At 52.4% G+C, this 25,361-nt stretch carries 20 protein-coding genes; 11 read left to right on the top strand and 9 right to left on the bottom strand.

Annotated features, from left to right (window positions below):
• The first annotated feature begins 90 nt into the window (after positions 1-90).
• A complete protein-coding gene (locus tag VB712_RS15475; protein ID WP_323256302.1) occupies positions 91-1,296 on the top strand; it encodes a glutathione S-transferase family protein in 1,206 nt (401 codons plus the stop codon).
• Here the strand turns inward: VB712_RS15475 and VB712_RS15470 are convergent.
• The 4 genes from VB712_RS15470 to bchL all read right to left on the bottom strand — a co-directional run bounded on the left by VB712_RS15470 (position 1,293) and on the right by bchL (position 5,715).
• Positions 1,293-2,408 carry a DUF4350 domain-containing protein gene (locus VB712_RS15470; protein ID WP_323256300.1) on the bottom strand — a complete coding sequence of 372 codons (1,116 nt, stop codon included), beginning with the start codon at positions 2,406-2,408 and terminating at the stop codon, positions 1,293-1,295. The two genes, VB712_RS15475 and VB712_RS15470, sit on opposite strands and share 4 nt — an antisense overlap.
• A gap of 95 nt (positions 2,409-2,503) precedes the next feature.
• On the bottom strand, positions 2,504-3,088 hold the full coding sequence (locus VB712_RS15465; RefSeq protein WP_323256298.1) for a DUF4129 domain-containing protein: 585 nt from the start codon (positions 3,086-3,088) through the stop codon (positions 2,504-2,506).
• Positions 3,089-3,247: 159 nt separating this feature from the next.
• A complete protein-coding gene (locus VB712_RS15460) occupies positions 3,248-4,654 on the bottom strand; it encodes a ferredoxin:protochlorophyllide reductase (ATP-dependent) subunit N (RefSeq protein ID WP_323256296.1) in 1,407 nt (468 codons plus the stop codon).
• A gap of 197 nt (positions 4,655-4,851) precedes the next feature.
• Entirely contained in the window at positions 4,852-5,715 is an 864-nt protein-coding gene (gene bchL, locus VB712_RS15455) for a ferredoxin:protochlorophyllide reductase (ATP-dependent) iron-sulfur ATP-binding protein (protein WP_323256294.1), read from the bottom strand.
• A gap of 617 nt (positions 5,716-6,332) precedes the next feature.
• Between bchL and VB712_RS15450 the strand changes: the two genes are divergently transcribed.
• From VB712_RS15450 to VB712_RS15440, 3 genes are all read left to right on the top strand, one after another.
• A complete protein-coding gene (locus tag VB712_RS15450) occupies positions 6,333-6,524 on the top strand; it encodes a hypothetical protein (RefSeq protein ID WP_323256292.1) in 192 nt (63 codons plus the stop codon).
• A gap of 93 nt (positions 6,525-6,617) precedes the next feature.
• Positions 6,618-8,204 carry a glucose-6-phosphate isomerase gene (locus tag VB712_RS15445; RefSeq protein ID WP_323256290.1) on the top strand — a complete coding sequence of 529 codons (1,587 nt, stop codon included), beginning with the start codon at positions 6,618-6,620 and terminating at the stop codon, positions 8,202-8,204.
• 23 nt (positions 8,205-8,227) lie between these two features.
• Positions 8,228-8,902 (top strand): response regulator transcription factor, encoded by a 675-nt coding sequence (locus tag VB712_RS15440; protein ID WP_323256288.1) that lies wholly within the window; start codon positions 8,228-8,230, stop codon positions 8,900-8,902.
• 120 nt (positions 8,903-9,022) lie between these two features.
• On the opposite strand, the gene hpxO is transcribed toward VB712_RS15440, so the two are convergent.
• The gene (hpxO, locus tag VB712_RS15435; protein WP_323256286.1) at positions 9,023-10,186 is read right to left on the bottom strand and encodes an FAD-dependent urate hydroxylase HpxO; all 1,164 of its coding nucleotides are present in this window, start codon (positions 10,184-10,186) and stop codon (positions 9,023-9,025) included.
• Positions 10,187-10,403: 217 nt separating this feature from the next.
• Here hpxO and VB712_RS15430 point away from each other — a divergent pair, with 217 nt between their 5' ends.
• From VB712_RS15430 to VB712_RS15415, 4 genes are all read left to right on the top strand, one after another.
• Positions 10,404-11,660 (top strand): DUF3747 domain-containing protein, encoded by a 1,257-nt coding sequence (locus tag VB712_RS15430; RefSeq protein ID WP_323256284.1) that lies wholly within the window; start codon positions 10,404-10,406, stop codon positions 11,658-11,660.
• A gap of 177 nt (positions 11,661-11,837) precedes the next feature.
• Positions 11,838-12,125, top strand: coding sequence for a hypothetical protein (locus VB712_RS15425; protein ID WP_323256282.1), 288 nt, complete (start codon positions 11,838-11,840; stop codon positions 12,123-12,125).
• 458 nt (positions 12,126-12,583) lie between these two features.
• Positions 12,584-14,074: a methyl-accepting chemotaxis protein gene (locus VB712_RS15420; RefSeq protein ID WP_323256280.1), complete on the top strand. Its 1,491-nt coding sequence runs from the start codon at positions 12,584-12,586 to the stop codon at positions 14,072-14,074.
• 567 nt (positions 14,075-14,641) lie between these two features.
• Positions 14,642-17,998, top strand: coding sequence for a response regulator (locus tag VB712_RS15415; protein WP_323256278.1), 3,357 nt, complete (start codon positions 14,642-14,644; stop codon positions 17,996-17,998).
• 164 nt (positions 17,999-18,162) lie between these two features.
• On the opposite strand, the gene VB712_RS15410 is transcribed toward VB712_RS15415, so the two are convergent.
• Positions 18,163-18,912, bottom strand: coding sequence for a response regulator transcription factor (locus VB712_RS15410; RefSeq protein WP_323256276.1), 750 nt, complete (start codon positions 18,910-18,912; stop codon positions 18,163-18,165).
• A 261-nt stretch (positions 18,913-19,173) separates the two neighbouring features.
• On the opposite strand from VB712_RS15410, the gene lexA reads away from it, so the two are divergent.
• The gene (lexA, locus tag VB712_RS15405) at positions 19,174-19,821 is read left to right on the top strand and encodes a transcriptional repressor LexA (RefSeq protein WP_323256274.1); all 648 of its coding nucleotides are present in this window, start codon (positions 19,174-19,176) and stop codon (positions 19,819-19,821) included.
• Positions 19,822-19,888: 67 nt separating this feature from the next.
• Positions 19,889-20,824 (top strand): hypothetical protein, encoded by a 936-nt coding sequence (locus VB712_RS15400; RefSeq protein ID WP_323256272.1) that lies wholly within the window; start codon positions 19,889-19,891, stop codon positions 20,822-20,824.
• 106 nt (positions 20,825-20,930) lie between these two features.
• Here the strand turns inward: VB712_RS15400 and VB712_RS15395 are convergent, their stop codons facing one another.
• Positions 20,931-21,293 (bottom strand): phage holin family protein, encoded by a 363-nt coding sequence (locus tag VB712_RS15395; protein WP_323256270.1) that lies wholly within the window; start codon positions 21,291-21,293, stop codon positions 20,931-20,933.
• A 36-nt stretch (positions 21,294-21,329) separates the two neighbouring features.
• Positions 21,330-22,274, bottom strand: a complete 945-nt coding sequence (locus tag VB712_RS15390; RefSeq protein ID WP_323256268.1) for a glycosyltransferase family 2 protein — start codon at positions 22,272-22,274, stop codon at positions 21,330-21,332.
• A 148-nt stretch (positions 22,275-22,422) separates the two neighbouring features.
• On the opposite strand from VB712_RS15390, the gene VB712_RS15385 reads away from it, so the two are divergent.
• Positions 22,423-24,321, top strand: coding sequence for a GtrA family protein (locus VB712_RS15385; protein WP_323256266.1), 1,899 nt, complete (start codon positions 22,423-22,425; stop codon positions 24,319-24,321).
• Positions 24,322-24,326: 5 nt separating this feature from the next.
• On the opposite strand, the gene VB712_RS15380 is transcribed toward VB712_RS15385, so the two are convergent.
• Positions 24,327-25,247, bottom strand: a complete 921-nt coding sequence (locus VB712_RS15380) for a spermidine synthase (protein ID WP_323256264.1) — start codon at positions 25,245-25,247, stop codon at positions 24,327-24,329.
• Positions 25,248-25,361 lie beyond the last annotated feature (114 nt).

The following is a 25,361-nucleotide window of genomic DNA, read 5'->3' as shown; positions in this document are numbered from 1 at the left end:
CACAGGAATTTGTGCAGCATCTACCCTCTTCACGGGAAAGCGGTATCCTTAGCAGTGAGGAATGATTTATTTATCTCGATTAAGTTTGTTATGACCATCGCTCCGCTCTCCTGGACAGAACTCGCCACCCTCACGGACTTTAACCCCGATCCCATCAACGGCCCCACTAACCCCCAAGCCCGACTCCGACTCTTCGGCCAACCGGAAAGCGCCGTCCGCGTCACCCTCTACCGCGATAACCATGCCTGGTGTCCCTACTGCCAAAAAGTTTGGCTCTGGTTAGAGGAAAAGCAAATCCCCTACCGGATTAAAAAAGTGACGATGTTTTGCTATGGAGATAAGGAGCGGTGGTACAAGCAGATTGTGCCGTCGGGAATGTTGCCTGCCCTTGAATTAGATGGCCGGGTGATTACTGAAAGTGATGATATTTTGCTGGCTTTAGAACAGGCTTTTGGCCCCTTGGTTTGGGGCATGGAAGATCCCAAGGTGATTCCCCTGCGGCGTTTAGAGCGGCAGTTGTTCCGGGTTTGGTGTCGGTGGCTCTGTTCCCCCACACGCACTTTAGATCGGGATCAAGTGCTGCGGGAACAGTTTGAGGTGGTGGTTGCCCATGTGGAAACGGTCCTTGCCCAAACGCCCGGCCCCTACTTTTTGCCAGAATTTAGTACGGCGGATGTGGTGTTTACGCCCTATGTGGAGCGGATGAATGCCAGTTTGTACTATTACAAGGGCTATTCGTTGCGGGAGGTGAATCCTCACTTGGGGGCTTGGTTTGATGGGCTGGAAAGTCGTGCGACCTATCGGGGTACTCAAAGCGATTTTCACACCCATGCCCATGATTTACCGCCGCAAATGGGGGGCTGTTATGGCAATGGTACGGCGGCGGCGTTGGCGAATCAGGGGCGGGTGAATGGGGGGCCTTGGTTGGGGTTGCCGGATGTGGTTTATCCGGAGCCGGAAGATTCGCGCCAGGAGGCGTTATACCGGGTTTTGAAGCATCGGGAGACGTTGATTGCAGTGAATCCTTTGGAAAATGCTTTGTTTGATACGGCGTTGCGCTGTGGGTTAACGCAGATGATGACGGGGGAGGATTGCCCGCCGCCTGCGGGGTCTGATCCGGGGTTGCGGTATTTGCGCGATCGCATTAGTGTCCCCCGTGATATGTCCATCTATGCGGCGAAAAGGCTGCGGGCGGCTCTAGAGGTGACGGCGGCCCTAGTGGGGAATTCCCCCGGCCCCGCAATTCCCACCCAACACCGCCGCGATCAAAGCCCCATCCCCTTTGCCCATGCTTAGGGTTTTGGCTCTGGACTGTCTAGCACGTTCTGCCAAGCTTGGAGCGTGGCGATCAATTCCGCTTCACTGGGGCGGGGGTTGGGTTTGAGCAAGGCTTGCAGAGCTTGGGGGGATTTGCCCTGAGCGATCCAAGCGGCTCGCAGTTCCTCCGGGGTCATGGGGGTGGGGCCAAAGCCGAGGCTTTCCTGAAGTTGTCGGGTTGCCTCTGGGGTGAGAATGTCAAGGGCAAAGCGGTGCTGCTCGGCTTTGCTCAACACAGCAGCGAGGGCTTCGATATAGGCTTGGCTGTTGTTTTCGGGGGGAACGGGGGGAATTTGCACCGGCCCAAAACGACGATTAAGGGCGGCGATCGCCACCAACCCCAAAATCCCCCCCTGAATCGCCATGGGTAACAGGGGGGTTCGGGCGAAATAGGCCCAAATATTGTCGGGGGTCTCCTCTGTATCAGCAGGATCGGGATCACGATAGCCATGGAGATATTCATCCACCCACACCGGCCGAGCGGTGAAATCCAGGGTTTCCCCCAATTCCTCCCCCGGTTGGAGAGCTAAATGGGCTAAGAGTTGGAAGTTAGCGGGGTGATCTTGATAGGCATTGGCAGCTAAAAAGGGGGTGCTAACCGCAATAATTTCCCCCTCGCCCCGTTGTTCTCGCCACACCACCGCCCCAAAGCGATCGCCCCACAGCTTATTTTCCTCCCCCAACCGACGGCGGCGCGTCTCCACCCGCCCCAATCCCCAAGGGGTCATGATCGCGCTACGAAATTTCGCCCCCGTCACCGGCTGGTTCACCCCCACCGCAATCAGCGTATTGCCCTCCCGCACCCATGTATCTAACTCCCAATCCTCACTTAAAGAACGGGGATGGCTATAGATTTGGATCAAAACACTGCCTTCCGGCTGCTCCAGTTCAGTTGCTGGCCGTCGCCACCGGCTGATCGTCGCCCCTTGGGTTTCCATCCAGCTATACCAAGCCCCATAACCACTAGGGCCACGGGTATAAGTAGAGCCGATGTGATCAGGAACTTGGGCGGGGGCCAGGAGCAGCCCCACCAGGAGAAAGAGACCGAGGGCAACAGCCCCCACAATTTGCCAACGCTTAAAACGATTCATTACCAATTTTCATGAGAATGTGGGGGCGAATTCCTGAAGGATGTAGGGGCGAAAAATTTTTCGCCCCCACGCAAATTAGGCTTCTCACTACTGATTCACAACTCCCCATAGGCCCGCCAACACTGCTCAAATAATTGATCATTAGGTAACGTTTCCCCAAATCGTAAACCTTGGTGCATCGTCAACAACGTTAGATAGGGTTCAGGGCGGGGCAAACTTTGAATCGCTGCAACATATTCGCCATCGGTGCGGCTGGGGAGATGGGGGGCAATGCCGCGATCGTGGAGGGTTTGCAGCATCCCCCCATAGAGACAGAGGCAAGCCTGTTGAAAATTGCCTTGGCGGTAGTAGGTTTGAGCTTGCGATCGCCATTCCTCCGCCGTATATTGCTGGGTTTTATCGAGATCTGTGGGGGGGCGGTGGGTACGGTTTTGGTATTGTTGCCAATAGGGGTGGAGCGATCGCCACAACACCCAAACCCCCCAAAGGGTTAAAGCCCCAATGCCGCCCCAAGCCACCACCCGCCCCAATATCCCCCAGGGCAGTTCCGTGAGCCAATTCGGCACATCAGGATCATCAGGGACTGGAGCCTGCTGCATTTGCCAAGCCCACCACTCGGCAACCTGCTGTTGCACCTGCCCCCACCGCCACCCTAAACCATCTTTGGCAAATTCACTCATGCTCCGATGATCAACTGTTGATTCAGAATATCGCTATCCTAAACGAAAAAATGCCAGCATAAGGCTGGCGGTGGATAGAATGTTGAGAGGTTGGAGGGCGAAAAATTTTTCGCCCCTACGGCTAAAGAATTGTAGCCTACCCTAACTTAGGGGTGAACCTTAAGAATTCACGGTTTCCTTCACCAGCTTATCCCAGCCTAAATCCTTGAGATTATTATTCCGGCGGAGAGGACGGGTTGCCAATTCCAAAATATCGCGGGCATTGGTAAAACCGTGGATTTGGGCAAAGGTAAACTCTACCGACCATTTCGTATTAATCCCCCGTGCTTCCAAAGGATTAGCGTGGGCCATCCCGGTAATCACAAGATCCGGCTGTAACTCATCAATGCGCTGCAATTGATTGTAATTATCTGGTTTTTCAACAATGCGCGGCAGCGGTACACCCATTTCATTACAGGTTTTTTCCAGGAGATCTAATTCCGCTTTTTGGTAGCGTTTATCCATGTAGGGAATGCCAATTTCCGGGCAGGTCATGCCGCAACGGATGAGGAACCGGGCTAGGGAAATTTCTAATAAATTATCCCCCATGAAAAACACCGATTTACCCCGGACTAACTCTAAATAATCCTCAAGGCTTTCCCAAATTTTTGCCTCCCGTTCCGCTAAACCTTGGGGTTCAATATTAAACACCGAGCAAATTTTTTCAATCCAAGCCCGTGTGCCATCGGGGCCAATGGGGAAGGGTGCGCCAATTAACTTGGTTTTGCGACGGCGCATTAACGTTGTAGCGGTACGGGAAAGGAAAGGATTCACACCACAGGTGTAGTAACCCTCTTCAATCACCGGCAATTCTGTATAACGTTTGGCGGGCAACCAGCCGGAAACTTTAATCCCCTGTTTTTTCAATTCTAGGGTTAAGTTTGTGACCACGGGATCGGGGAGAGAGCCAAATAAGACTAAGGGAGGATGATCGTGATATTCAGAATCCGATTGGGTGACTTCTTCTTTTTGACGGCCAAAGTTGAGCAGTTTTTGAATGGCGTTGCGCTCTTCTTTATCTTCGGCTTTGACCTCTGCACCCGTGGGGCAACGTTGGGCCATGGCGGCGAGGACGGTATCTTCCCCTTGGGTAAAGGCATAGTCAAGACCATTGGCACGGGCAACAACGATGGGAATGCCTAATTCTGCCTCAAGTTTGGGGGCGATGCCCTCCATATCCATTTTAATAATTTCGGTGGTGCAGGTGCCGATCCACACGATGACGCTGGGATTGCGATCGCGCTTAATTTGTTCGCATAACCGTTTCAATTCTTCGTAATCATTTAATTGTGCCGAAATATCCGCTTCTTCTAATTCCGCCATCGCATAGCGGGGTTCAGCAAAAATCATCACCCCCATGGCATTTTGGAGGAAATAACCACAGGTTTTTGTCCCCACAACGAGGAAAAAACTATCCTCGATTTTCTGATATAGCCAAGCAACGCAGCTAATCGGGCAGAAGGTATGGTAATTGCCGGTTTCGCATTCAAAGTTTAAAGCACTGGGTTGTTCTTGAGCGACGGTCATGGGGTTAGCTCCTGAAGGTAAAAGTGGGAAGTGGGAAGAATAGTAAGTTGTGGCATGATCCCCCCCAGCCCCCCGTAAAAAGGGGGGGAAGAGTAGGGTGGGCATTGCCCACCGAATTTTGATGTTTGGGTGGCATGATCCCCCCCGGCCCCCCTTAAAAAGGGGGGGGAAGAGTGGGGCGGGGTTGGGTTTGCCAACTAAACCATCATCAAATCCAGTTCAGCAGTTTTTTGGGGCGCGTCAGCAGGGGGATTAAGGTAGTAATCGGAGAGGAGGGCGAAGAGATCGCGGTCTTGGGCATCGTTGGGGACTACGCCTTCGGGATTGGCGAGGATCTGATCCGCAATGCTCAGGTAGTAATCGCAGACATAGTTCAGGGAAGGATCCCGCTCGGCCATTTCAAAGAGCGTTTTGCCTTTGACGCGGGAAACCCGGATATCTTCAATCAGGGGCAACACTTCCAAGACGGGCATCGGCACGGCTTCAATATATTTCTCAATCAGATCCCGCTTGGAGGTGCGGTTGCCGATTAATCCCGCGAGGCGGAGGGGATGGGTGCGGGCTTTTTCTCGGACGGAGGCGGCGATGCGGTTGGCGGCAAAGAGGGCATCAAAGCCGTTGTCTGTGACGATCATGCAATAATCGGAATAATTCAAGGGCGCAGCAAAACCGCCGCAAACCACATCACCCAACACATCAAAGAGGATCACGTCGTACTCATCAAAGGCGTTGAGTTCTTTTAAGAGTTTGACGGTTTCCCCGACGACATAGCCGCCGCAACCGGCTCCGGCGGGGGGGCCACCGGCTTCGACGCAATCCACGCCGCCATAGCCTTTGTAGATCACATCTTCGGGCCAGATGTCTTCGTAGTGGAAATCTTTTTCTTGGAGCGTGTCGATGATCGTGGGGATGAGGAAGCCGGTGAGGGTAAAGGTGCTGTCGTGTTTGGGGTCACAGCCGATTTGTAAGACCTTTTTGCCCCGTTTGGCGAGGGCAACGGAGATGTTGCAACTGGTGGTGGATTTGCCGATGCCGCCTTTGCCGTATACCGAAAGTCTCATGGGGTGTTCCTCTTGTGATCGATGGGGGTTCGTTGCGTTGTTGTTTTGCATTATTGACGAATTATTCGGGGCTGGGAAGGGGGGGCAATTTTGAAAATCGCGGTTAATCGACGTAATTCAGGGTTTACAAGATTAAAAAGCTTTTTTCTCGATGAGAATTTCTAAAAATCTTATTTTTCGTTATTTTTCTAGTTTTAGAAAACTCTTTTCAATAAAAGGTGACAATGGCAAAATGTACGTCAACTAAACCAACTCTCCTGTTGTTTAAAGTATTAATACTTAGCAAAAATGAATGGATCAAGGGGAAGCGATCGCCCCCCAACCCTATAACCAGCAAGATCCTGACCAAAATTACGCTTAAAAGGTCGGCCCGTGATCCCCACGGAAAATCTCCCCCCAAAGCCCCGCAATTATCCCTTGGGTAAATATTGGTTAATTTTTTCCCGTTTTCCCGTTACAGAGGCATGGTGAGGGGATTCAGGGTTAATCAGGCGATGAGATCCCCTCACCCCAAACCCTCTCTTCAGGTGGGTGAGGAGCTTTGAAAGACTTGAGGTTTGCGATCCTAACACCCCACCTATGGCAGATTAGGGACAGAATCCTTGCTCACTCCTGCCATGACCCGACCCCAATCCGAATCCATTGCCCGATCGCTCTTTTTCACGCTCCTAGGGCTGACGGCGTTTGTGTATCTGCTGCGGGGGCTGAGTTGGCTGTCGTTTTTGCCCGGTGGCATCCTCTGGTTATTGCTCCTGAGTGCGATCGCCTCCGGTATTTTTTACGCCATTGAGCGCACCCGCCGCTTTTAATTCCCGTCAAAATTCTTGAAAAATCCCATCGCCATGCTAGGGATCTCTAGCTGTGCCGTAAACTGGGAAAGAGATATGAGAGAGAAGGTGATTATGGATTCCGCCGCGCTGTGGCAACGCTATCAAGATTGGTTGTATGTTCACGCCGACCTCGGCCTGTACCTCGATATCAGCCGGATGCGCTTTGATGACTTTTTCCTCAAGGCGATGCTGCCCAAGTTTGACCAAGCTTTTCAAGCCATGGATGCGTTAGAAGCGGGGGCGATCGCCAATCCTGATGAAGACCGCATGGTGGGCCATTACTGGCTCCGCAACCCCGATCTAGCCCCTACTCCCGAACTCAAAACCGCGATTACCGATACATTGGGGGCGATCGCCACTTTTACCACCGCCATCCATAGCGGCCAAATCAAACCCCCCCACGCCCCCAAATTTACCGATATTCTCTCCATCGGTATTGGCGGCTCTGCCCTCGGCCCCCAATTCGTGGCCCAGGCCCTCGCCCCCGTTGATGCGCCCCTCAACCTCCATTTCATCGACAACACCGACCCCGCTGGCATTGAGCGCATCCTAGCAACCTTGGGCGATCGCCTCTCTAGCACCCTCGTCCTCGTCATCTCCAAATCCGGCGGCACACCGGAAACCCGCAACGGCATGGTGGAAATCCAAGCCGCCTACCAAGCCAAGGGCCTGGATTTTCCCCGCTATGCCGTGGCAATTACCGGGGAAGGATCTAAACTGGAGGCGATCGCCCATCGTGAACAATGGCTCACCACCTTTCCCATGTATGACTGGATCGGCGGGCGCACCTCCGAAATGTCCGCCGTCGGCCTAGTGGCCGCCGCCCTCCAAGGCATTGATATCACCGCCTTCCTCCAAGGCGCGAAGGTGATGGACGATGCCACCCGCAGCGCAGATTTACGCCAAAACCCCGCTGCCCTCCTCGCCTTTGCCTGGTATTTTGCGGGTAATGGCAAGGGGGCAAAAGATATGGTGATTTTGCCCTATAAAGACGGCCTTGCCCTGTTCAGCCGCTACCTACAACAGTTGGTGATGGAATCTTTAGGGAAAGAAAAAGACCTCGATGGCGAAACCGTTTACCAAGGCATTGCCGTCTATGGCAACAAAGGCTCCACGGATCAACACGCCTACGTCCAACAACTGCGGGAAGGTGTACCTAACTTCTTTGCCACGTTTATCGAAGTGTTAGCCGATGGCGGCCAAAGCGTCGAAGTGGAGCCGGGGATTACCAGCGGGGATTATCTATCCGGATTGCTTCAAGGGACAAGGGAAGCCCTTTATGAAAATAAACGAGATTCGATCACGATTACCGTTGAGCGAGTTGATGCTGCTACTGTGGGGGCGCTCATTGCCCTTTACGAGCGGGCGGTGGGCTTCTATGCCAGTTTGGTAAACGTCAATGCTTACCATCAACCGGGGGTAGAAGCCGGGAAAAAAGCAGCGGCTTCTGTGTTGGCTCTGCAAAATCAGGTTGTGCAAGTGTTACAACAACAAAAAGAACCTATGTCCATCAATGATCTAGCCACGGCGGTACAACAACCGGGCGAAATCGAAACAATCTACAAGATTTTACGCCACCTCAACGCCAACGATCGCAGCCTGTCCGTTGTGGGCAGTTTTGCCGATCCCCAAACGTTAAAGGTGGCTTGGCAGGTATAAACATCGTGGGAGGTAGCAATACCATGCCCTTGCTGATTTTGGTGGCTGATGATAATGCGGGGATTCGCCAGGCGATCGCGGATTCCTTGGAGTTTGGCGGCTATAGCGTCATTCCGGCGGTGGATGGAGCGGAGGCTTTGGAAAAGGTCAACGCCTACCATCCCCATTTGATTGTGGCGGATATTAGAATGCCCCGGCTTAATGGCTATGAATTTGTCAAAAAGGTGCGCCAACGGCCGGAATATCGTCTGATTCCGGTGATTTTCCTAACCGAGTGCAATGAAACGAGCGATCGCATTCAGGGCTATCGCGTCGGCTGTGATGCCTATTTACCCAAGCCCTTTGAAATGGATGAATTGCTGGCGGTGGTGCGGGGCCTGTTGGAGCGGGCGCAAATTGTCCAAAATGAAATCCGCTTTCCCCAGCCCGGCACACCAGCCATCCCCCTCAATTCCCCCGCCCCTGCTCTGGACATTGACGAGGCGGCCCGGTTGGCGAATATTGAAGAACTCACCGACCGGGAGCAACAGGTGTTGCAACTCCTAGCCCATGGGTTATCCAACAGCGATATAGGCAAAACCCTCCACCTCAGCCCCCGCACGATTGAGAAGTACGTCAGCAATCTCTTGCGGAAAACCCAAACCAATAACCGGGCGAACCTGTCCCGGTTTGCTGTGGAGAATCGGTTATTGTCTTAGGTTGGGGAATGGGGAATGGGCAATGGGCAATGGGCAATGGAATTTGTAGGGGCGAAAAATTTTTCGCCCTCCCCTATTTCCCTCTCCCACCTTTGGGAGAGGGGCTGGGGTGAGGGCAATTTAACCCAGGGGGCCGGTGAGGATGATGTCGGCGATCGCCCCCGTTACATCACTGGGTACTTCCTGGGCAAGCTGTTGATACCAACTTTCCGTAGCGGCGGGATCTTTGCCGTAGATTGTGCCGGTGCGTTTGCGGGCCTTGAGAACCAGATCGGCGGTGCGTTGTTTGCGGGCATTTTCGTAGCGTTGGAGGGCATCGGGGACGCTGATCGTTGTGGTGACAAGGTAGCGGGTGAGGATGACGGCATCTTCCAAAGCTTGACAAGCCCCCTGGCCGAGGGTGGGGGTGGTGGCATGGCCCGCATCCCCCAAAAGGGCAACGCGACCCCGCACGAGGCGATCAAGGGGATCTAAATCGCCAATTTCGAGGCGGTTGGTTTCTAAGGGGTTTAAATGTTTGATTAAATTTTGAACAGGTTCCGCCCAACCTTGAAATAGGTTTGCTAATTCCTCCCGACGGTCAGCGGGGGCGACGGTAGTCCCTTGGGCCATGGGTGCGCCAAAGAAGAAATAGAAGCGATCGCCCCCCACCGGCATCATTGAGGCCCGCTTGTTTTCCCCCACATAGATCACCCAACTATGCCCAGAGGGGAGATCTTCACTAAAGGGAACCAAGCCGTTCCAGTTCACATAATCGGCATAGCGCGGCCCCACGGGTTTACCCACCACATACTCCCGCACCGTGGAATGCACGCCATCCGCCCCGATGATCAGATCTGCGGCTACCGCTCGACCATCATCAAGATGGGCGATCGCCCCCCCATCATTTTCCTCCACCCCCACACAGCGCACCCCCAACTCCAAATCTTCCGGCCCAAAAGCATCCCGGAGCATCTGCTGTAAATCCGTGCGGGAAACGGGGTAGGGGCGTTGGCCCACCTGTTGGATCAGGGGTTGGAGATCAATGGAATTGAGCAATTCCCCCTGATGGGTGCGGTATTCCATCCAATCCATTTGCCCCCCAAGGGCGGCTAAACGTTCCCCTAAACCCAATTGGTTTAACACTTTCACCCCGTTCGACCAGAGGGAAATCCCGGCTCCGGCGGGGCGCAGTTCACGGGTACGCTCAAACACCTTAACCCGATAACCCGCTTGGCGCAGCGCAATCCCGGTAGAAAGGCCGCCAATGCCGGCCCCGATAATCACGACATTGAGATCATACATATTTATTCTTTAAATAATCTGCAAAAAAGGCGATCGCCCTCCACTATACCCACCCGCGCCCCCCGGAACAGCGTCCCGCGATACCACAAAATTCTCCCCAGGGAGAGCGATGGGGTGGAACTTCAGAATCTTCCTCAACTTCTCTAAGCCAGCCCCCAGGAAATATAGGACAATCAAAAAGCCATAGCTCTCAGGGGCAAGCCATAGGAGATTGATGATGACGCTCAACCGAACTTTAACCTTGACAACACTGGCCACTACAGCCCTTACCGTGGTGGTTGGAACCTCCATTGCCCAAACCTCCCTCTTTGGTCAAGAAGAAATTGCCAATCAGGGGGCCTTAGGGGCGATCGCCACCCCCTTCGGCGGCAATCAATATAGTTTGATTGTTATGGAGCAACTTCCCAACCGTCAACAATGTTGGGGCGAAAGTGGAACCAACCCCATTGTGGTTAACCCCCTTTGGAATACCTTCGATTTCACCGGCAGTTGTCGCCGCAATGCCGACAGTAACGGGTATTCCGTCCGCATTAATGGGGAAGATTTCGGCTTGGAATACCTGCTGCGCATTGTCGAACGCAATGGGGAATTAATGCTGGTGGGAACGCCCCGCGTCGGCAGTCGCCCCGGCCTACGGGAAATTCTCATCGGTCGTACCGGCGGCATTAGCCCCGGCAATGCCCATAAATTCACCCTCGTACCCGGTTGGCGCTTTACCCGCCGTACCTATCAAGGCCAAGTTTTAGGGCATATCTATTTCACCAGTGATGGAACCGTCACCACACCGCCCACCCCAACACCTACACCTACACCTACCCCGACTCCAACCCCAACCCCAACCCCCACACCAACCCCAACACCTCCTCCCATCCGCACGTTCCCCGATATTTCCAACGACATCTATCGCCAGCAAATTGAAGCCGCGCTCCAAGTCGGTTTTATCGCTGGTTTCTTTGAAGACAACACCTTCCGCCCCTTAACACCCCTCACCCGTGAGCAGGTGGTTTCCATGGTGCTCGATGCCTTGGGTGCAATTCCCAACGTCAACCCCAACGCCCCTGCCCAAGTCAGCACCGCACCCTTCCCCGATGTGGCCGCGAATCGCTGGAGTGCGGCGAAAATTCAATGGGCAAGAACCAGCGGCATTGTCAGCGGCTATCCCGATGGCAATTTCCGCCCAGCACAGCCGGTGACGCGAGCAGAGTTGATGGTGATCATGAAAAAAGCGGCGGAATACGGCAAAGCCCGCCGGGGTCAACCCATTGCCCTCACTCAAACCCAAACCCCTGTGACATTCACCGATACCACCAACCATTGGGCCCAGGGTTTAATTCGGGAAATGTCCGGTTATTGTGGCGTGGCCAGTCCGGTGAATGAGCAGGGTACGCAATTTATGCCCAATAGTTCTGCCCTGCGGAACTATGCGGCGGCAGCAACGCTACGGATGTATAACTGTGTCCGCGAAAACCGTTAATCGGCATTGATGGGCGTAGGGGCGAAAAGTTTTTCGCCCCTACTGATCGTGATTTTTCTTAACAAAAATTTTGCCTCACAAAGATCTGTAAAGTCTTCTTGCAATTGGCTCTCAGAGCAAAAGTTTAGGGTTGAATGAAGGTACGCCCTGCTTATCACTGATTTCAACAAACCCACCATGGCTAAACAAATCTCACAACTAACCCAACTGATTTGGGATTATTACCGGGAAAACTGGGCAGATTTGGAGCGGTTGCGCTGTTTGGGCCGTTGTGATGTGTTTCGCCGTTGGGGGGTGCTGCATATTCGCTGCTACCATCCCCGCGATGTGGAGGCGGTGGTGCGATCGCGCTCCTTAATTGCCGTACCCTTAGCCAAGTTGCGCATTGTCCAAAAGGTGAAGATTTTGCAAGCGCGGGCTGAGGTGATGTCCTTTAAAATTGGTGCAGATATGCAACTCGCTTAATCGATTCCCTTGGGTGCATCTCAGTTTGAAGATTTGCCCTCCTCCCTCCTCGGGAGCAGGAGCTTAGGGGACAGAAACATCAGACGGCTAATGGATAGAAGGGGCAACCCGGAGCCAATGGATTAAAACAAACCCTCATGGCCAATCCCTGAACGCTAACCATCAGGGTCTTCAGAAAATGGGGTGAAATGGGTTCGATTGGATAGTGGATCAGGGGTATCTCACGTTTGCAGATGTTTCAGGGAGCCAACCCTTAAAGACTCTCACCCCATCAGACTGCGCCTGCCATCCTTCCCAAGGAGGGGAAGTTACCCCATTCCCCTCTTTTGGAATTGTGCTTGTAGGCCGAGTTGAAGGCTGTATTATTTTAGATGTTGAAGACCCAACATCAAATCATTAGGTTGTATCATCAGGATTTTATTTGTGAACTATACTAGGATTGTATCCAGGAAGCTGCTATGCATGACCCACTGACCCCACAGAATTCAAAAAGCATTTGGAATACCCTCAAGCTCAAAAACCAAATGCTTTTAGGTTACACAATTCCCGTTGCAGTATTTGCGAGTTCAACACTGATTGTTTACAACAATGCAAGCCGCGTTTTTGATGCCTTTTCTCAAGTAGAAACTGTTCAAGACTCTATTATTGAGGTGGACAAAATGGCATTGGCGGGTAGTAATATGGTTGCCAATGTGCGGGCTTATATGGTTAGCCAAGATCGGGAATTTGTACAACTGTATGAGCAGAATTGGATGAGATTTCAGGATGCTAGTCAAAAATTGGAATTAATTGTTAAAAATCCTGAACAATTGGATCGTTTTCGCAAAATGAATGATATTGGTGAACGATACAATAGTTATGCCCAAACTCAAATTAACTTAATTGAACGTAATCAACTAGAGGAATCGTTAAAGCTATTTCTCGAAGGGGGTGGCAAACAGTTTTTGTTGGACTTTTTAGAATTGAATACCCAGTTCAATGAAAACGAAACAAGTCAACTTGCTCTTGAAAATCAAGAAGCCAGAAAAACTTTGCAGAATGCTGTAAACTTTTTGATTCTTGGCGCAGTATTTTCCGCAGGTTCAGGGATTTTCATTGCTTGGATTATTGCTTCATTGGTGAGTAAAAAAATTGGTCAAGCCATTGAAGAGATTACAAATTCCTCCCAAGATATTAGTGTTGCTGTTGATCAACAGGAAAATCTAACGAGTAATCAGGTGGTTTCTGTCGAAGAAACAAGCAAAACTATGGATGATTTAGAAATTTCCGCTAAACAAGCGAGTCAGCAGGCTGAAACCTCTGCTTCTGGTGCGAATCAAGCTCTATCTTTGGTTAATAGCGGGAATCGTCTTGTGGAAGAAACCTTAGGAGAAATGGGAAATACTCGCAATAAGGTTGAAGCACTTGCCGAGCAGATTAATCGTTTAAGTGAACAAATTAATCAAATTGGTAATATTTCCCAGTTAGTGGGAGATATTGCTAATCAAACGAATCTTTTAGCCTTGAATGCTGCGGTGGAAGCAGTGCGTTCTGGAGAACATGGCCGGGGGTTTTCAGTGGTGGCTACGGAAATTCGTAAGCTTGCCGATGAAAGTCAAAAGTCTGCCCATCAAATTAGCACATTGGTTCATGAGATTAAGCAGGCGACTGCATCGACGGTGATGGTAACGGATGAGGGAATTCAAAGTTTAGGGAAAACGGTTAATTTGGCACAAAAAACGGCTAAGGCTTTTAATGATGTTTCTGAGCAAATCAATACCATTGTGATCAACTCAGAGCAAATTACAGTTAATTCTCAACAGCAAGCTTTGGCAATTCGACAGGTTGTGATTGCTACCAATAGTATTAATGAGAATGCTCAAGACAGCAGTAGTGGGATGAACCAGATTAAAGAAGGTGTACACAAACTCAATAATGCAGCCTTTGATCTCAAGGCGATTGTTGAGTGAGTTATAGCTCACATTCCGCAGATACAGCTTGTTCACTCATTGCCTAAGACGTACCCTCACCCTAAATCCCTCTCCCAGAGCGGGAGAGGGACTTTGAGATCGTTTTGTCTAACTGGTGAAAGGGCTGTATAAGATCAATGATGCTAGTGAATGGTGCGTCAGGCACAATTAAACCACCAACATCATCATTGATCCAGTCTGACGCACCCTACGATTGAATCGTAGGGTGCGTCAGAGCGGTTAATCTATGAGGCAAAAGAGCAGCGTCACGGCTGACGCACCATCCAAGGCGGGGAATGGGAAAAAATTCCTTTGGAGGGGTGGGGGGTGGTTGCTTCACTGAGATGCACTTTGGAGGCGAGGGGAATTCTGGGCTGAGATTGGGTTTGATGTTGTTTGATGGGGGATTGATGGGGGATTGATGGGCAGGGGGGCGATCGCCCCAGGGCTAATGACAGGATCGATCACATCTGGAGCAAGGGCTTAGTATATTAGTGGCAAGTATCAGGGTAGTGGCTGATTGCCCTTTTCCTGGAACGTCATCGGCAATCCGTGAGAGTGTGATACATGGCGAGTCACAAAGTCCTCATTTTAGATGGAGACAGCGTTGTTAGAACCAAACTGCGACAACTGTTGCCCCCTGGCAACTACGAAATCGCAGAAGCAAGTGATGGAGCAGCGGGCCTGGCCCTGATTCATCAAGAGCGCGGTCGGATTCGCTTTGTCCTGCTCAATGCTGGCTTGGCGAAAATCGGCGGCTGGGATTTAGTCAGTCAACTCAAAGCAGAGCCGGATTTACAGAACATCCCCATGGTGGTGATGCGTAGCTCTTCACGGGATGCGCCGGATCTGAGCAATCCCACCTATCGCGATGTGGAGGTGTTAGATAAGCCCTTCACCCGTAAACAATTAAAGTATGCCGTGAAGACGGCGATTAAAAAATCGCGGGCCAACGCTGCCGCCGAGCGGAAGTTTAGCCATAACCGCGATCGCCTTGAGGATCGCCTTGATTTGGAGGTTGTGCCGCCGCTGCCACCGGAGCCGGCCGTTGATACGCCGCCCGCCCCGAATCCGGCTGCGACCTCTGCCGAACTGGAAACCATTTTTGAGCAATACCAAGAACAAACCGATCACCCTGGCTCAAACCTCTTAGATGTGGATTTTCCCTTTGCTGATGGGTTTGATCTGCCGGAAGAGTTTCAACTGAGTGCAGATTTAAGTGAACTGCCTTCGGAAGGGGAGCAGCCGCCCTTTGACCCAACCTCTGGGTTTACTCGTCCGTTGGTGCGGGAAGCACCGCCGGAGGTGGCCACTTCCCTCGATCGCTATACCACCTCTGAGGAGGACTATGCCGAAGATGAGTTACCGGCTGAACAGGATGAGGCACAATGGGATTTAGCCTTTAATTTGGAACTGGGGGATCTGGCGGCTCTGGAGACGGAGGGGGGAGAGCCTGCTCCTTTAGAGATTGTTCTCGATCCAGAGGAATTAGAGGCAGTTTCCCCAGAGCCACCCCATTTTGTTAATGCTGGGATTATGTCCGCGCCGCCGATGGGGGAATTTTGGGAGGATGAGCCGTTGGCGGATTTGCCCCCAACCCTTTCCCCCCTGGAGAGCGAGCCAGCCCCTGAACCGATAGCCATGCCGGTGGCTCTGCCGGAGTTTGATCCAGAGGCGATCGCCGCTGAACCCCTAGAAAACCTCCTTGATCAAGCCCTAGCCAACAGCGACGAGGATCTATCCGCCTTTTTAACCACCACCGCCCTTCATCCGCCCCCAGTGGATCCCCTCCCTTGGCCCACTGAGGAAACCCCCGCCTCGGCTCCTCCGCTCGATAACCCCCCCCTAGATGAGGCCGTTGATCCCTTCACCGATCCTCTAGAGAATTCATTTTTCTTAGATCCTCCAGCTCCCCCCGCCGATGCGATGGATCTAGCCCAACCCCTCGATCCCCTAGAGGATGCCTTCTCCCTTGCCGATGCGGCCAACCACGACCCGCTTCCCCCTGAAGATCAGCCCATTTCCTTCAACCCCAATGCCTTTTGGGGTACAGATTTGACCCCCACAGCCCCGCCGGATCTAGTCCCCACACCAGAACCGGACTTTGATCCCTTTGGGTTTGCTGAGGATCCGGAACCCACGCCGGAGGCCGAACCCCTCAACCTTCAGGGGGAGGAGGAAATGGGCGAGGAGGACGCTAACGCGGAGCAGGACGCTAACGCGGAGCACACCCCCATCGCTGATTTAGCCGCAGCGGTGGATTTTGCCGATCCCGCTTTTGATCTAGATTTAGGGGATTTTAGCAGCGAGGATCTGAATTTTGATCTCGATGTTAGCCATTGGTCAGAGATGACCCATGAGCCAGCCCCCCATGAGCCGAATCCCTTCAGGGATACTGATCCCCATCCGTTTTTTAGTGATACGGAAACCATTGAGGATGATCTACCGCCGGAGGAGCCAGAAAATACCGTGCTGGCGGATAAGCGTCAAGTTCATCCCCAGCCGGAGCAGCGGTTTTCTCCCCTGGAATTTCCCTCAGAGGAGCCAGAAAATACCGTACTGGCGGATAAGCGCAACCCCCCAGCAGAGCCAGAATATACGGTTTTAGAGGATAAACAAGCGGTTAACCTGGATGATTTTCCCCGCTTCTCCTTTGCGGATCCCAACCCGAAGCCGACGCTCTTGCAAGAGGGGATGGTGACGCTGTTGGGGTTTGAAGAGGTGCAAATGCGCTTTGAGAGTACGTTGGAATCAGAACGGATCGCGGCGTTGCGGGATGCGATCCATTATGGTGATCCGGGCTATCAGTTGATTTTTAAGGCAATTCGGGAAGAAATGGGAGCAGTGCAGCAGGCCGCCGAGCAGTTGGTGATTGAGCATTTCCGCAAAGCTCAATATGCCCGGCCACCAGCCCAACAGGCTTGGCTGGAGATGGAATGTTTAACGGTGATGACGGGCCATTCCCATTGGGTGCAGACGGTGGCGATCGCCCCCGACAACCGTACCTTAATCAGCGGCAGCAAAGACAGCACGATCAAAACCTGGGATCTCCTCACCGGGCGGCAAAATGGCACGATTACCGGCCATGCCTCCTCTGTCCTTTCCATTGCCCTCAGTCCGGAGGGGGACAAAATTATCAGCAGCAGCACCGACAACACGATCCGCATTTGGGAGTTACAAACCGGCAACCTGCTACAAACAATCAGCGGTGATGCCCACCATAAAATCTATGTGGTGGCCCTCAGTCCTGACGGCAAGCTGATTATTAGCGCCAGTGCGGATCAAACCGCGAAACCCCACTTTGAATCGGGCTTAGAGGGGTTATTGAGTTACATTCCTTCTAAAACCACCTCCCCGATCCTTTCCTTGATTCAGTTTTTCCGCCGCAGCCGAGAAATTAAGCTGTGGGATCTTCCCAGTGGGCGGGTGAAGGGCAGTTTATTGGGTTATTCCAAGGGAGTCACGGATTTAGCGATTACGCCCAAGGGGGATAAGGTGGTGAGCGGCAGCCGTGACCATACGGTGAAGGTGTGGGATTTGCAAACCCAACGGACATTAAACACACTCTGGGGCCATACCGATGAAATTCGCTCGGTGGTGATTAGCCCCAATGGGCAGCACATTATCAGCGGCAGCCGCGATCGCACGATTAAAATTTGGGATCTGCGCACCGGCCATGTCTTGCGCACGCTCCGGGGCCATACCCAATCCGTCACCTCCCTCGCCCTCAGCCCCGACGGCAAAACCATCGTCAGCGGTAGCCGCGATGCAACGCTACGGATTTGGGATTTTGAGACTGGGGAACATCTGAATACTTTAATGGGCCATAGTGATTTGGTGCGATCGGTCGCCCTCAGCCATGATGGGAAAACGATCGTCAGTGGGAGCCGCGACCACACGATCCGTGTCTGGGCCAGCCGTTGAAGCAACGACTAAAGTCGTAACTATGAACCTTTTGGGGTAGGGGCAGAGAAGCAACCGGAAGTGTTGCCGTACTAACCTGAGTGGCCTATTCGCAGCTACGACCGGGTTATCTCCGGTCACTCCCCCACCTCAGCGAATGCCAGGTGGGGGTCATTGAAACGAACCTAACCGAAGCGGTAGCCGAAGCCCCGCACGGTGATCAGGTACTTGGGCTTACTGGGGTCTGTTTCTAACTTCTCCCGGAGCCAGCGGATATGGACATCGACGGTTTTGGTGTCACCGAGGAAATCCATGCCCCAGATTTGCTCGATTAATTGTTCCCGTGACCAAACTCGGCGGGGCGAACTCATGAACAATTCCAACAGTCGGAATTCTTTGGGAGAAAGGTTAATTTCAACCCCATCCACTAAAACGCGACATTCTTCGGGGAAAAGGGTAATGCCTTCAAACTGAAGAACGGAGGAGACGGGAGCCGTTGAGAAACTTTGGCGGCGCAAGAGGGCGCGACAGCGGGCTATCAGTTCCCGCATACTAAAAGGCTTTGTGAGGTAATCATCAGCCCCCACCTCTAGGCCCAAAACCCGATCCGTTTCGCTGGCCTTGGCACTGAGAATTAAAATCGGGATCGTATCCCCTTGATACCGTAGTAACCGACAGAGATCTAAGCCATTCACCTGGGGCAACATTAAGTCCAGGATGATTAAATCAAAGGCCAGTTGCAAGCTCATTTGCGATTCTTTGAGCAAGTTCAGAGCGACGCGCCCATCCGTTGCCGTCACGACGTGGTAGCCCTGCTCCTGAAGGGCAAGGCTAACCATCTCTCGAATCAAGTCTTCGTCCTCAACAACCAGAACACGGGTAGTGGTGGTAAATTCTGGGGTTGTGCGGCTCTTTGGTATATCGAGCGACAGCATAAATATCACAATTAGTGCTTATAAGCACAGGTATACACCAAAACGGGGTCATGGAGACATGAAGATTAGATTAACAATCTCAGTCCTGGGGATCGGAGTTTGGGGGAGGGGAGGCGGAATGTTCAGAAATCATGATTGTTGAATGCCGATGGCAACTAAGTTACTAGATTTTCTGTATTATCAGAGTACACAGGTTCTAGAATAGATGTACAATTATTTTAACCGAGAAAATTTGGTTCATTCACTGCCCCAACAATCACTATGGAATCTTTAACTAAAGCGCAACAGGAACTCTACGACTGGCTTGTGGACTACATCCGAAATTCCCAACACGCCCCCTCCATCCGTCAAATGATGAAGGCGATGAATCTCAAATCCCCTGCGCCGATCCAGAGTCGCCTGGAACGGCTGCGGAAAAAGGGCTATATCAGTTGGGATGAGGGCAAAGCCCGCACGATCCGGATTACCTATGCGCCCGATCGCCCCGGTATTCAAATTATGGGGGCGATCGCCGCTGGCGGCCTCGTTGAACCCTATACCGATATTCAAGACCAAGAGCAGTTAGACTTGCATCGCGTCCTAGAGCAGCCCAATTGCTTTGCCCTGCGGGTGATTGGCGATAGTATGCTGGGTGACATGATTATGGAAGGGGATTATGTGCTGTTGCGCCGCCCTGCTGCCGATGAAGTGCCTAAGGATGGGGCGATTGTGGCGGTACGGGTGGATGGGGAAGGGACTACGCTGAAACGCTATTACCAATCCGGGGAAGATGTCACCCTCAAACCTTCTAATCTTGCCTATGATCCCATCTATGCAAAGGCGGATGCTGTGGAAGTCCAAGGGATTTTAGTTGGGGTTTGGCGTAATTATGGGATGTTGTTGCGGCGCTCTGGTTTGGCGATCGCCTAGGGTGCGGGTAGGGGCGAAAAATCTTTCGCCCTCCCCATTTCTCCCCTCGCAAAATGTTCTGTTCCCCTTGGCAACTTTGGAGGTTCCGATGTGCGATCGCCCCACCCATCAAGACCCCCCCGGCCTCTGGTGGATTTTAGCGATCCTCTCTGGTGGGAGTCATCTGCTGTTGTTGTTGCTGTTGCCGGTGGCAACGGTGCGTCTCGCAATGCCTGCGGGGGGGGGAATGCCGGAATGGTTGCCGGTGACGTTACAGGAAACGGTGGTTCCTGCGCCGCCCCCCCTAGCGACGATTCCGGTGGAGCCAACTCCGGATGAGCCGGATCCTACACCCTCAGCACCGATGGCGATCGCCCCCAACGAACCGATCGCCCCTCCTCAACCGAACCCCAATCCTCAAGCAACTCCTCAAGCAACTCCAACTCCTCAACGGAATCCCACCCCGCAACCGAACCCCAATCCTCAAGCAACTCCTCAAGCAACTCCAACTCCTCAACCGAACCCCAATCCTCAGGCAACTCCTCAACCGAACCCCAATCCTCAACCGAATCCCACCCCGCAACCTCGGCCAAATCCTCAGGCAACACCTCAACCGAACCCTAATCCTCCGGCGACTGGGGAATTTGTCGCTATCCTGGCTAATCCCACAATTCCCAGCTTTACCGATGCCTATGGCCAAACGGTGCAGCGGGATGTTCCCGATCAATTGGCAACGGTGCGCACCGCCCAAAAACGCTTGGCGATCGCCCAATACCTGATCCCCTTGGGGGTTTCTCTCCAAGAGCAGACGATTTTAGAAACCGTGGTGATTATCGATGCCACCGGCAAACCGGAGGTCTTAGCCGAACAAACGCGGGTATTGGCGGGGCCCCTCACACCAGCCCAGGCGGGACAACTGGCTAAACGCATTATTGAAACTTGGGAGTTTAACCCCACCATTGATGGCGGTCAACCGAAGGATTTTGACTATACGCTCCGGTTGACCTTGCAAACCCTGTCCTAATGCGGAAGAAAAGAGAATAGAGGATAGAGGATAGAGAATAGAGGATAGAGCAGCGTTTAACGTTCTCCCTCACTTCTCACTCCTCACTTCTCATCGGGATTTGGGCTTAAACAATTGAACTTTTATCCTCACCCTTGAGGAAGTTGTTTAACAGGCTGGATACAATCGACAGCACAAAGGAGCCAAACAGGGCGGGGAAAAAACCGGAAACGGTGAAGCCGGGGGTGAGGTAGCCCACTAACCCAAAGGCGATCGCATTCACCACTAATAAAAATAATCCCAGGGACAAAATCGTCAGGGGCAGCGTGAACAAAACGAGGAGCGGTTTCACCACGGCGTTAACCATGCCGAAAATGGGGGCAGCGATCAGGGCTGTTGTGAAGTTGGCGATCGCCAACCCCGGCACAACCCAAGCCGTCACCAGCACCGCCAGGGCCGACACCAACCAAGTAACCAAAAATTCCACCATTGCAACCTCCAGGGTCAAAAAGCCTACTCTCTCAATTTACCAACTCTGATCCAAGGGCATACCGAGTAATTTCCGAACCTTGCGCTGCGATCGCTTCCACAAACTGGGGAAATAGTCGAAATAGGTGTGATCGGTGTAGTGATCAGCGGCCCGATGGCGGATCATGAAATCGGGATGATGGAGGGGGAAAGTGAGGGGAGTCGTCGCCAGTTGATTATAGCGGCTGAGGCCGTTGGTGGTGTGGGTGGCATCGTCGGTATAGCCAATATAGCGGATGAGATTATCGCGGGGAATCGTTGCTAAACCATGGTGGATAAAATTGGCAAAAATCCATTGAAAATCCCAACAATCTAGGGTTTTATTGTAGGCATTATCAAAGGCACTCGTCCAAATTTTAACCGCATAATCATCCCCTAAAATATCCTGCAATAACCCCTGTTCCCGCACCTTGGGCCAATGCTCTAAATCATAGTCAAAATATTGCCAAGCCCGCCGCCAACTGGCCCAGCCCCAACAGTGATTATATCGAGAAAAATAATAGCTTGCCTCGGGGATATGGCGGCCAAACTGGATATTTAACCCCCCAATGGTCATCACCCGTTGATCCTCACGATAATAGGCCAGCAATTCCTCACAATAGCGAAAAAAACTCGGCTCCGGTAGGCAATCATCCTCTAAAATAATCGCCTCTGGTACGGTGGCAAAGACCCAATCAATCCCCTTCGCGGGCCCCTGGCCACAGCCTAGATTCCCATCTTGATAACGGCGATGCACCTGACAATCCCAATCAATGGTTTCCACCACCTGACGAGCAGCGGCACAGCGATCGCCATCAGTGGGATGGCCGGGGCGGGGGCCATCGGCAATCAAAAATAAAATGGGGGGACAAGCTCGGCGAATCGCCTCAAACACCTGACGGGTCGTTTCCGGACGATTAAACAGAATCAGCGCGACGGGTGTCTTCAGTTGCCAGGGTTCCATAGGGTTGAACAATTAGGAATCAGTAACTATACAATCAGAAAAAAATACTTCAGTTTTTAGAGCAGAGCCTTGTTTTCGGCAAAACCTTGGTTATCATTAGGGAAGCTTAACAAAAAGATCGGCAGTATCTACTATCACTTTTTTGATTATGAATCAACCAGTCTCTCCCCTCCCCATTTATATCCTGGGCGCAGGGCCCGCTGGCTTGGCTGCTGCCTATACCCTCGCTAAAGGGGGGCAACCCGTTGTTGTCATTGAACGGGATCAGCGGGTGGGGGGATTAGCCAAAAGCATTGAATACCAAGGGTTTATCCTCGATTATGGCCCCCATCGATTCTATACCAAGCTTGCCCCCGTGCTGCGATTGTGGGATGAGGTCTTGGGGTCGGAACAGGTGACGGTGGATCGCCTCACGCGGATTTATTATCAGCGGAAATACTTTAATTATCCCATTCAGGCGGTGGAAACGCTGAAAACCTTGGGATTGGTGGAAAGTTTTCGGATTATTTTCTCCTATTTTCAAAGTCGCTTATTTCCCAACCGTCATCCGGAAAATTTTGCGGAATGGATGGAAACCCATTTTGGTAAACGGCTTTATGAGATTTTCTTTGAAGCCTATACCGAAAAATTGTGGGGCATTCCCTGTACGGAAATTAGTGCGGATTGGGCGGCCCAGCGGATTAAAAGCCTTTCCCTGCTCAAGGCGATGAAAACGGCACTGTTGGGCAATGATGGCAAGGTGAAGAACATGATTAATCAGTTCCAATTTCCCCGGTTGGGATCGGGACAGTTGTATGAGCGGATGCGCGATCGCCTCGAGGCTTGGGATTGCCCGGTGCTGGTGAATACGGAGGTGGTGGGGGTGGAGATTGAGGGCAATCAGGCAAAGCAGGTGGTGCTAAGAAATTGCCTGACGGGGGAGGAATCCGTTGCCGATTGTGGGGGGGTGATTTCTTCGATTCCGTTAACACTGCTGCTGACGAAAATGATCCATCCTGCCCCCCCGGAGCCGGTGCAGGATTATGCCCGCGCTCTCAAATTTCGCAATACTGTTCTGGTGTATTTAATGGTGGAGGGCGATCGCCTTTTCCCCGATAACTGGCTCTATATCAATGAGCCGGGGGTGCAACTGGGGCGAGTCACCAATTTCGCCAACTGGTCTCAGGATATGCTGGCCAATGATCAGCAAACCCCTTTATGCTGCGAATATTGGGCGGATTTAGGGGATGCGCTCTGGACGGCTTCTGATCAGGAATTGATCGCCATGGCAGAGCAAGATTTACGGCACATTGGTTTACTGAAACAAGAACCTATCGCCAGCGGTTTTGTAATCAAATTACCCCGCACCTACCCCATCTATGCGGGCAATTATCAAGCGGCCTTAAGTGCGATTCAAACCTACACCCAAGGGATCGAAAACCTCCAACTGATTGGCCGTTATGGTTCGTTTAAATACAACAACCAAGACCATAGTTTATTAATGGGCATTCTCGCCGCTGAAAATGTCTTTGCGCCGGGCCGCCATGATCTTTGGGATGTGAATTCTGATCGGGAATATGTGGAAGAAGCCAAAGCCGATGCTGCCACCACCGCCGCCGAACACCGCAAATCCCGCCGCCGTCAGGTGATCGAATGGGTACAACAGTTTAGGAAATATTTACTCACTGGGGGGGCTGCAACGGTTTTTGATGTGGCTCTGTTCGCCCTGTTAATTCAGATGGGTTGGTGGAATGTGGCGGCTTTAACCCTGAGTTATTTGGTGGGGATGACGGTGAACTTTACCCTCAGTCGTCAGTTTGTATTTAAGGTGTTTTGGAATAATTGGCCGCTGCAATACGGGATTTTTTCAATTGTGGCGTTGAATGGTTTATTGGCAAATATGGGACTACTGAAGTTGTTGATTAATGATCTGGCCTTCAATCCCGTGGTGGGTCGGTTGATCAGTGCAGCGGCGGTTTCCCTGTTAAGTTTTGCCGGTCATAAACTTTATTCCTTTGCGATGCGATCGCCCGATGCCCCCCTCCCCAGCCGTTCCCTCTTGGATTAGGGGGTTCAAATTTGGGGCGGATGGGCGAGGGTGTAGATTTGCTGTTCTTGGGCGATCGCCTCACGCATATAGCGCGGCGTTTGCAACATCCCCAACAGCGTCATCCCATCCATGGCCCGCAACCCGCCCTTGGTGCGTTCCGCCAGAAGTTGATCCACCGCTGCCGGATCGGGGTGATGATCAATAGGCTGATCCCCACAGAGGAGAAAACCCCAAGGTTCCCCAAAAGTGGGAATCGTCGAGCAGTAGGAAACCACATGGGGGAAGAGGGTTTGCAGCGTTTTGGCGAGCCGAGCATGGAGCGTGAGGGCGGCGATCGCCACCGAACCCGCCTGCACCACCAACAGCCCCCCAGGGGAGAGCAAATTTTGCAAATCTCGAAAAAATTCTTGGGTAAACAACGCAAAGGAGGGCCCCGCTTCAATGGGATCGGAAAGATCCGAGATAATCACATCCCATTCCCGCTGGGCGGCGGCTACATAATCCAAGGCATCGCCAATCACCAACTCCAAGCGCGGATCATCAAAAGCCCCACCATGCATCTCCGGCAACCACTGCCGACAGGCCGCCACCACCTCCCCATCAATATCCACCATCACCACCCGCTCCACCGTATGCCACCGCAGGATTTCCCGCACCGTTGCCCCCTCGCCCCCCCCTAAAACGAGGACATTTTTTGGGGTTTGATGACAAATTAAGGCCGGTTGCACCAGCGGCTCATGGTATAAAAATTCATCGCCAGTGCAGGACTGCCATTTACCATCTAAAATCAGCGCTTTGCCGTAGGCTCCGGTTTCCACCAGCATCATTTCCTGAAAGGCGGTGTGTTGATGTAATAAGATACGGCTAATGCCATGGTCATAGACATCCCAGGGCGTAAGGTTGTCCTTGAGCCAGACATCTACCTGAACGTCACGGTCAGCCATTTGGTCTCCATACTACTTGGCCCCATCTATCATAAAGCAAATCTGAAATGTCCTTGCGGGAGCAAAACCGCAAGCTGCTCAGTCTGAGCCTCAGCGGCTAGAGCGGATTGAGCT

Source organism: Spirulina sp. CCNP1310, from assembly GCF_034932185.1.
In the GTDB taxonomy this organism is placed as follows: Bacteria; Cyanobacteriota; Cyanobacteriia; order Cyanobacteriales; family Spirulinaceae; genus Spirulina.
The sequence above is the reverse complement of the archived record's forward strand: the minus strand, read 5'-3'. Positions and strand labels throughout refer to the sequence as shown.

Excerpts from the sequence above, each read along its gene's own strand:
- lexA (WP_323256274.1), top strand. The coding sequence starts at position 19,174 with ATGGAATCTTTAACTAAAGCGCAACAGGAACTCTACGACTGGCTTGTG.
- VB712_RS15380 (WP_323256264.1), bottom strand. The coding sequence starts at position 25,247 with ATGGCTGACCGTGACGTTCAGGTAGATGTCTGGCTCAAGGACAACCTT.
- VB712_RS15395 (WP_323256270.1), bottom strand. The coding sequence starts at position 21,293 with ATGGTGGAATTTTTGGTTACTTGGTTGGTGTCGGCCCTGGCGGTGCTG.
- bchL (WP_323256294.1), bottom strand. The coding sequence starts at position 5,715 with ATGAGACTTTCGGTATACGGCAAAGGCGGCATCGGCAAATCCACCACC.
- VB712_RS15465 (WP_323256298.1), bottom strand. The coding sequence starts at position 3,088 with ATGAGTGAATTTGCCAAAGATGGTTTAGGGTGGCGGTGGGGGCAGGTG.
- VB712_RS15470 (WP_323256300.1), bottom strand. The coding sequence starts at position 2,408 with ATGAATCGTTTTAAGCGTTGGCAAATTGTGGGGGCTGTTGCCCTCGGT.
- VB712_RS15410 (WP_323256276.1), bottom strand. The coding sequence starts at position 18,912 with ATGCTGTCGCTCGATATACCAAAGAGCCGCACAACCCCAGAATTTACC.
- VB712_RS15390 (WP_323256268.1), bottom strand. The coding sequence starts at position 22,274 with ATGGAACCCTGGCAACTGAAGACACCCGTCGCGCTGATTCTGTTTAAT.
- VB712_RS15450 (WP_323256292.1), top strand. The coding sequence starts at position 6,333 with ATGACCCGACCCCAATCCGAATCCATTGCCCGATCGCTCTTTTTCACG.
- hpxO (WP_323256286.1), bottom strand. The coding sequence starts at position 10,186 with ATGTATGATCTCAATGTCGTGATTATCGGGGCCGGCATTGGCGGCCTT.
- VB712_RS15385 (WP_323256266.1), top strand. The coding sequence starts at position 22,423 with ATGAATCAACCAGTCTCTCCCCTCCCCATTTATATCCTGGGCGCAGGG.
- VB712_RS15420 (WP_323256280.1), top strand. The coding sequence starts at position 12,584 with ATGCATGACCCACTGACCCCACAGAATTCAAAAAGCATTTGGAATACC.
- VB712_RS15415 (WP_323256278.1), top strand. The coding sequence starts at position 14,642 with ATGGCGAGTCACAAAGTCCTCATTTTAGATGGAGACAGCGTTGTTAGA.
- VB712_RS15440 (WP_323256288.1), top strand. The coding sequence starts at position 8,228 with ATGCCCTTGCTGATTTTGGTGGCTGATGATAATGCGGGGATTCGCCAG.
- VB712_RS15425 (WP_323256282.1), top strand. The coding sequence starts at position 11,838 with ATGGCTAAACAAATCTCACAACTAACCCAACTGATTTGGGATTATTAC.
- VB712_RS15430 (WP_323256284.1), top strand. The coding sequence starts at position 10,404 with ATGACGCTCAACCGAACTTTAACCTTGACAACACTGGCCACTACAGCC.
- VB712_RS15475 (WP_323256302.1), top strand. The coding sequence starts at position 91 with ATGACCATCGCTCCGCTCTCCTGGACAGAACTCGCCACCCTCACGGAC.
- VB712_RS15460 (WP_323256296.1), bottom strand. The coding sequence starts at position 4,654 with ATGACCGTCGCTCAAGAACAACCCAGTGCTTTAAACTTTGAATGCGAA.
- VB712_RS15445 (WP_323256290.1), top strand. The coding sequence starts at position 6,618 with ATGGATTCCGCCGCGCTGTGGCAACGCTATCAAGATTGGTTGTATGTT.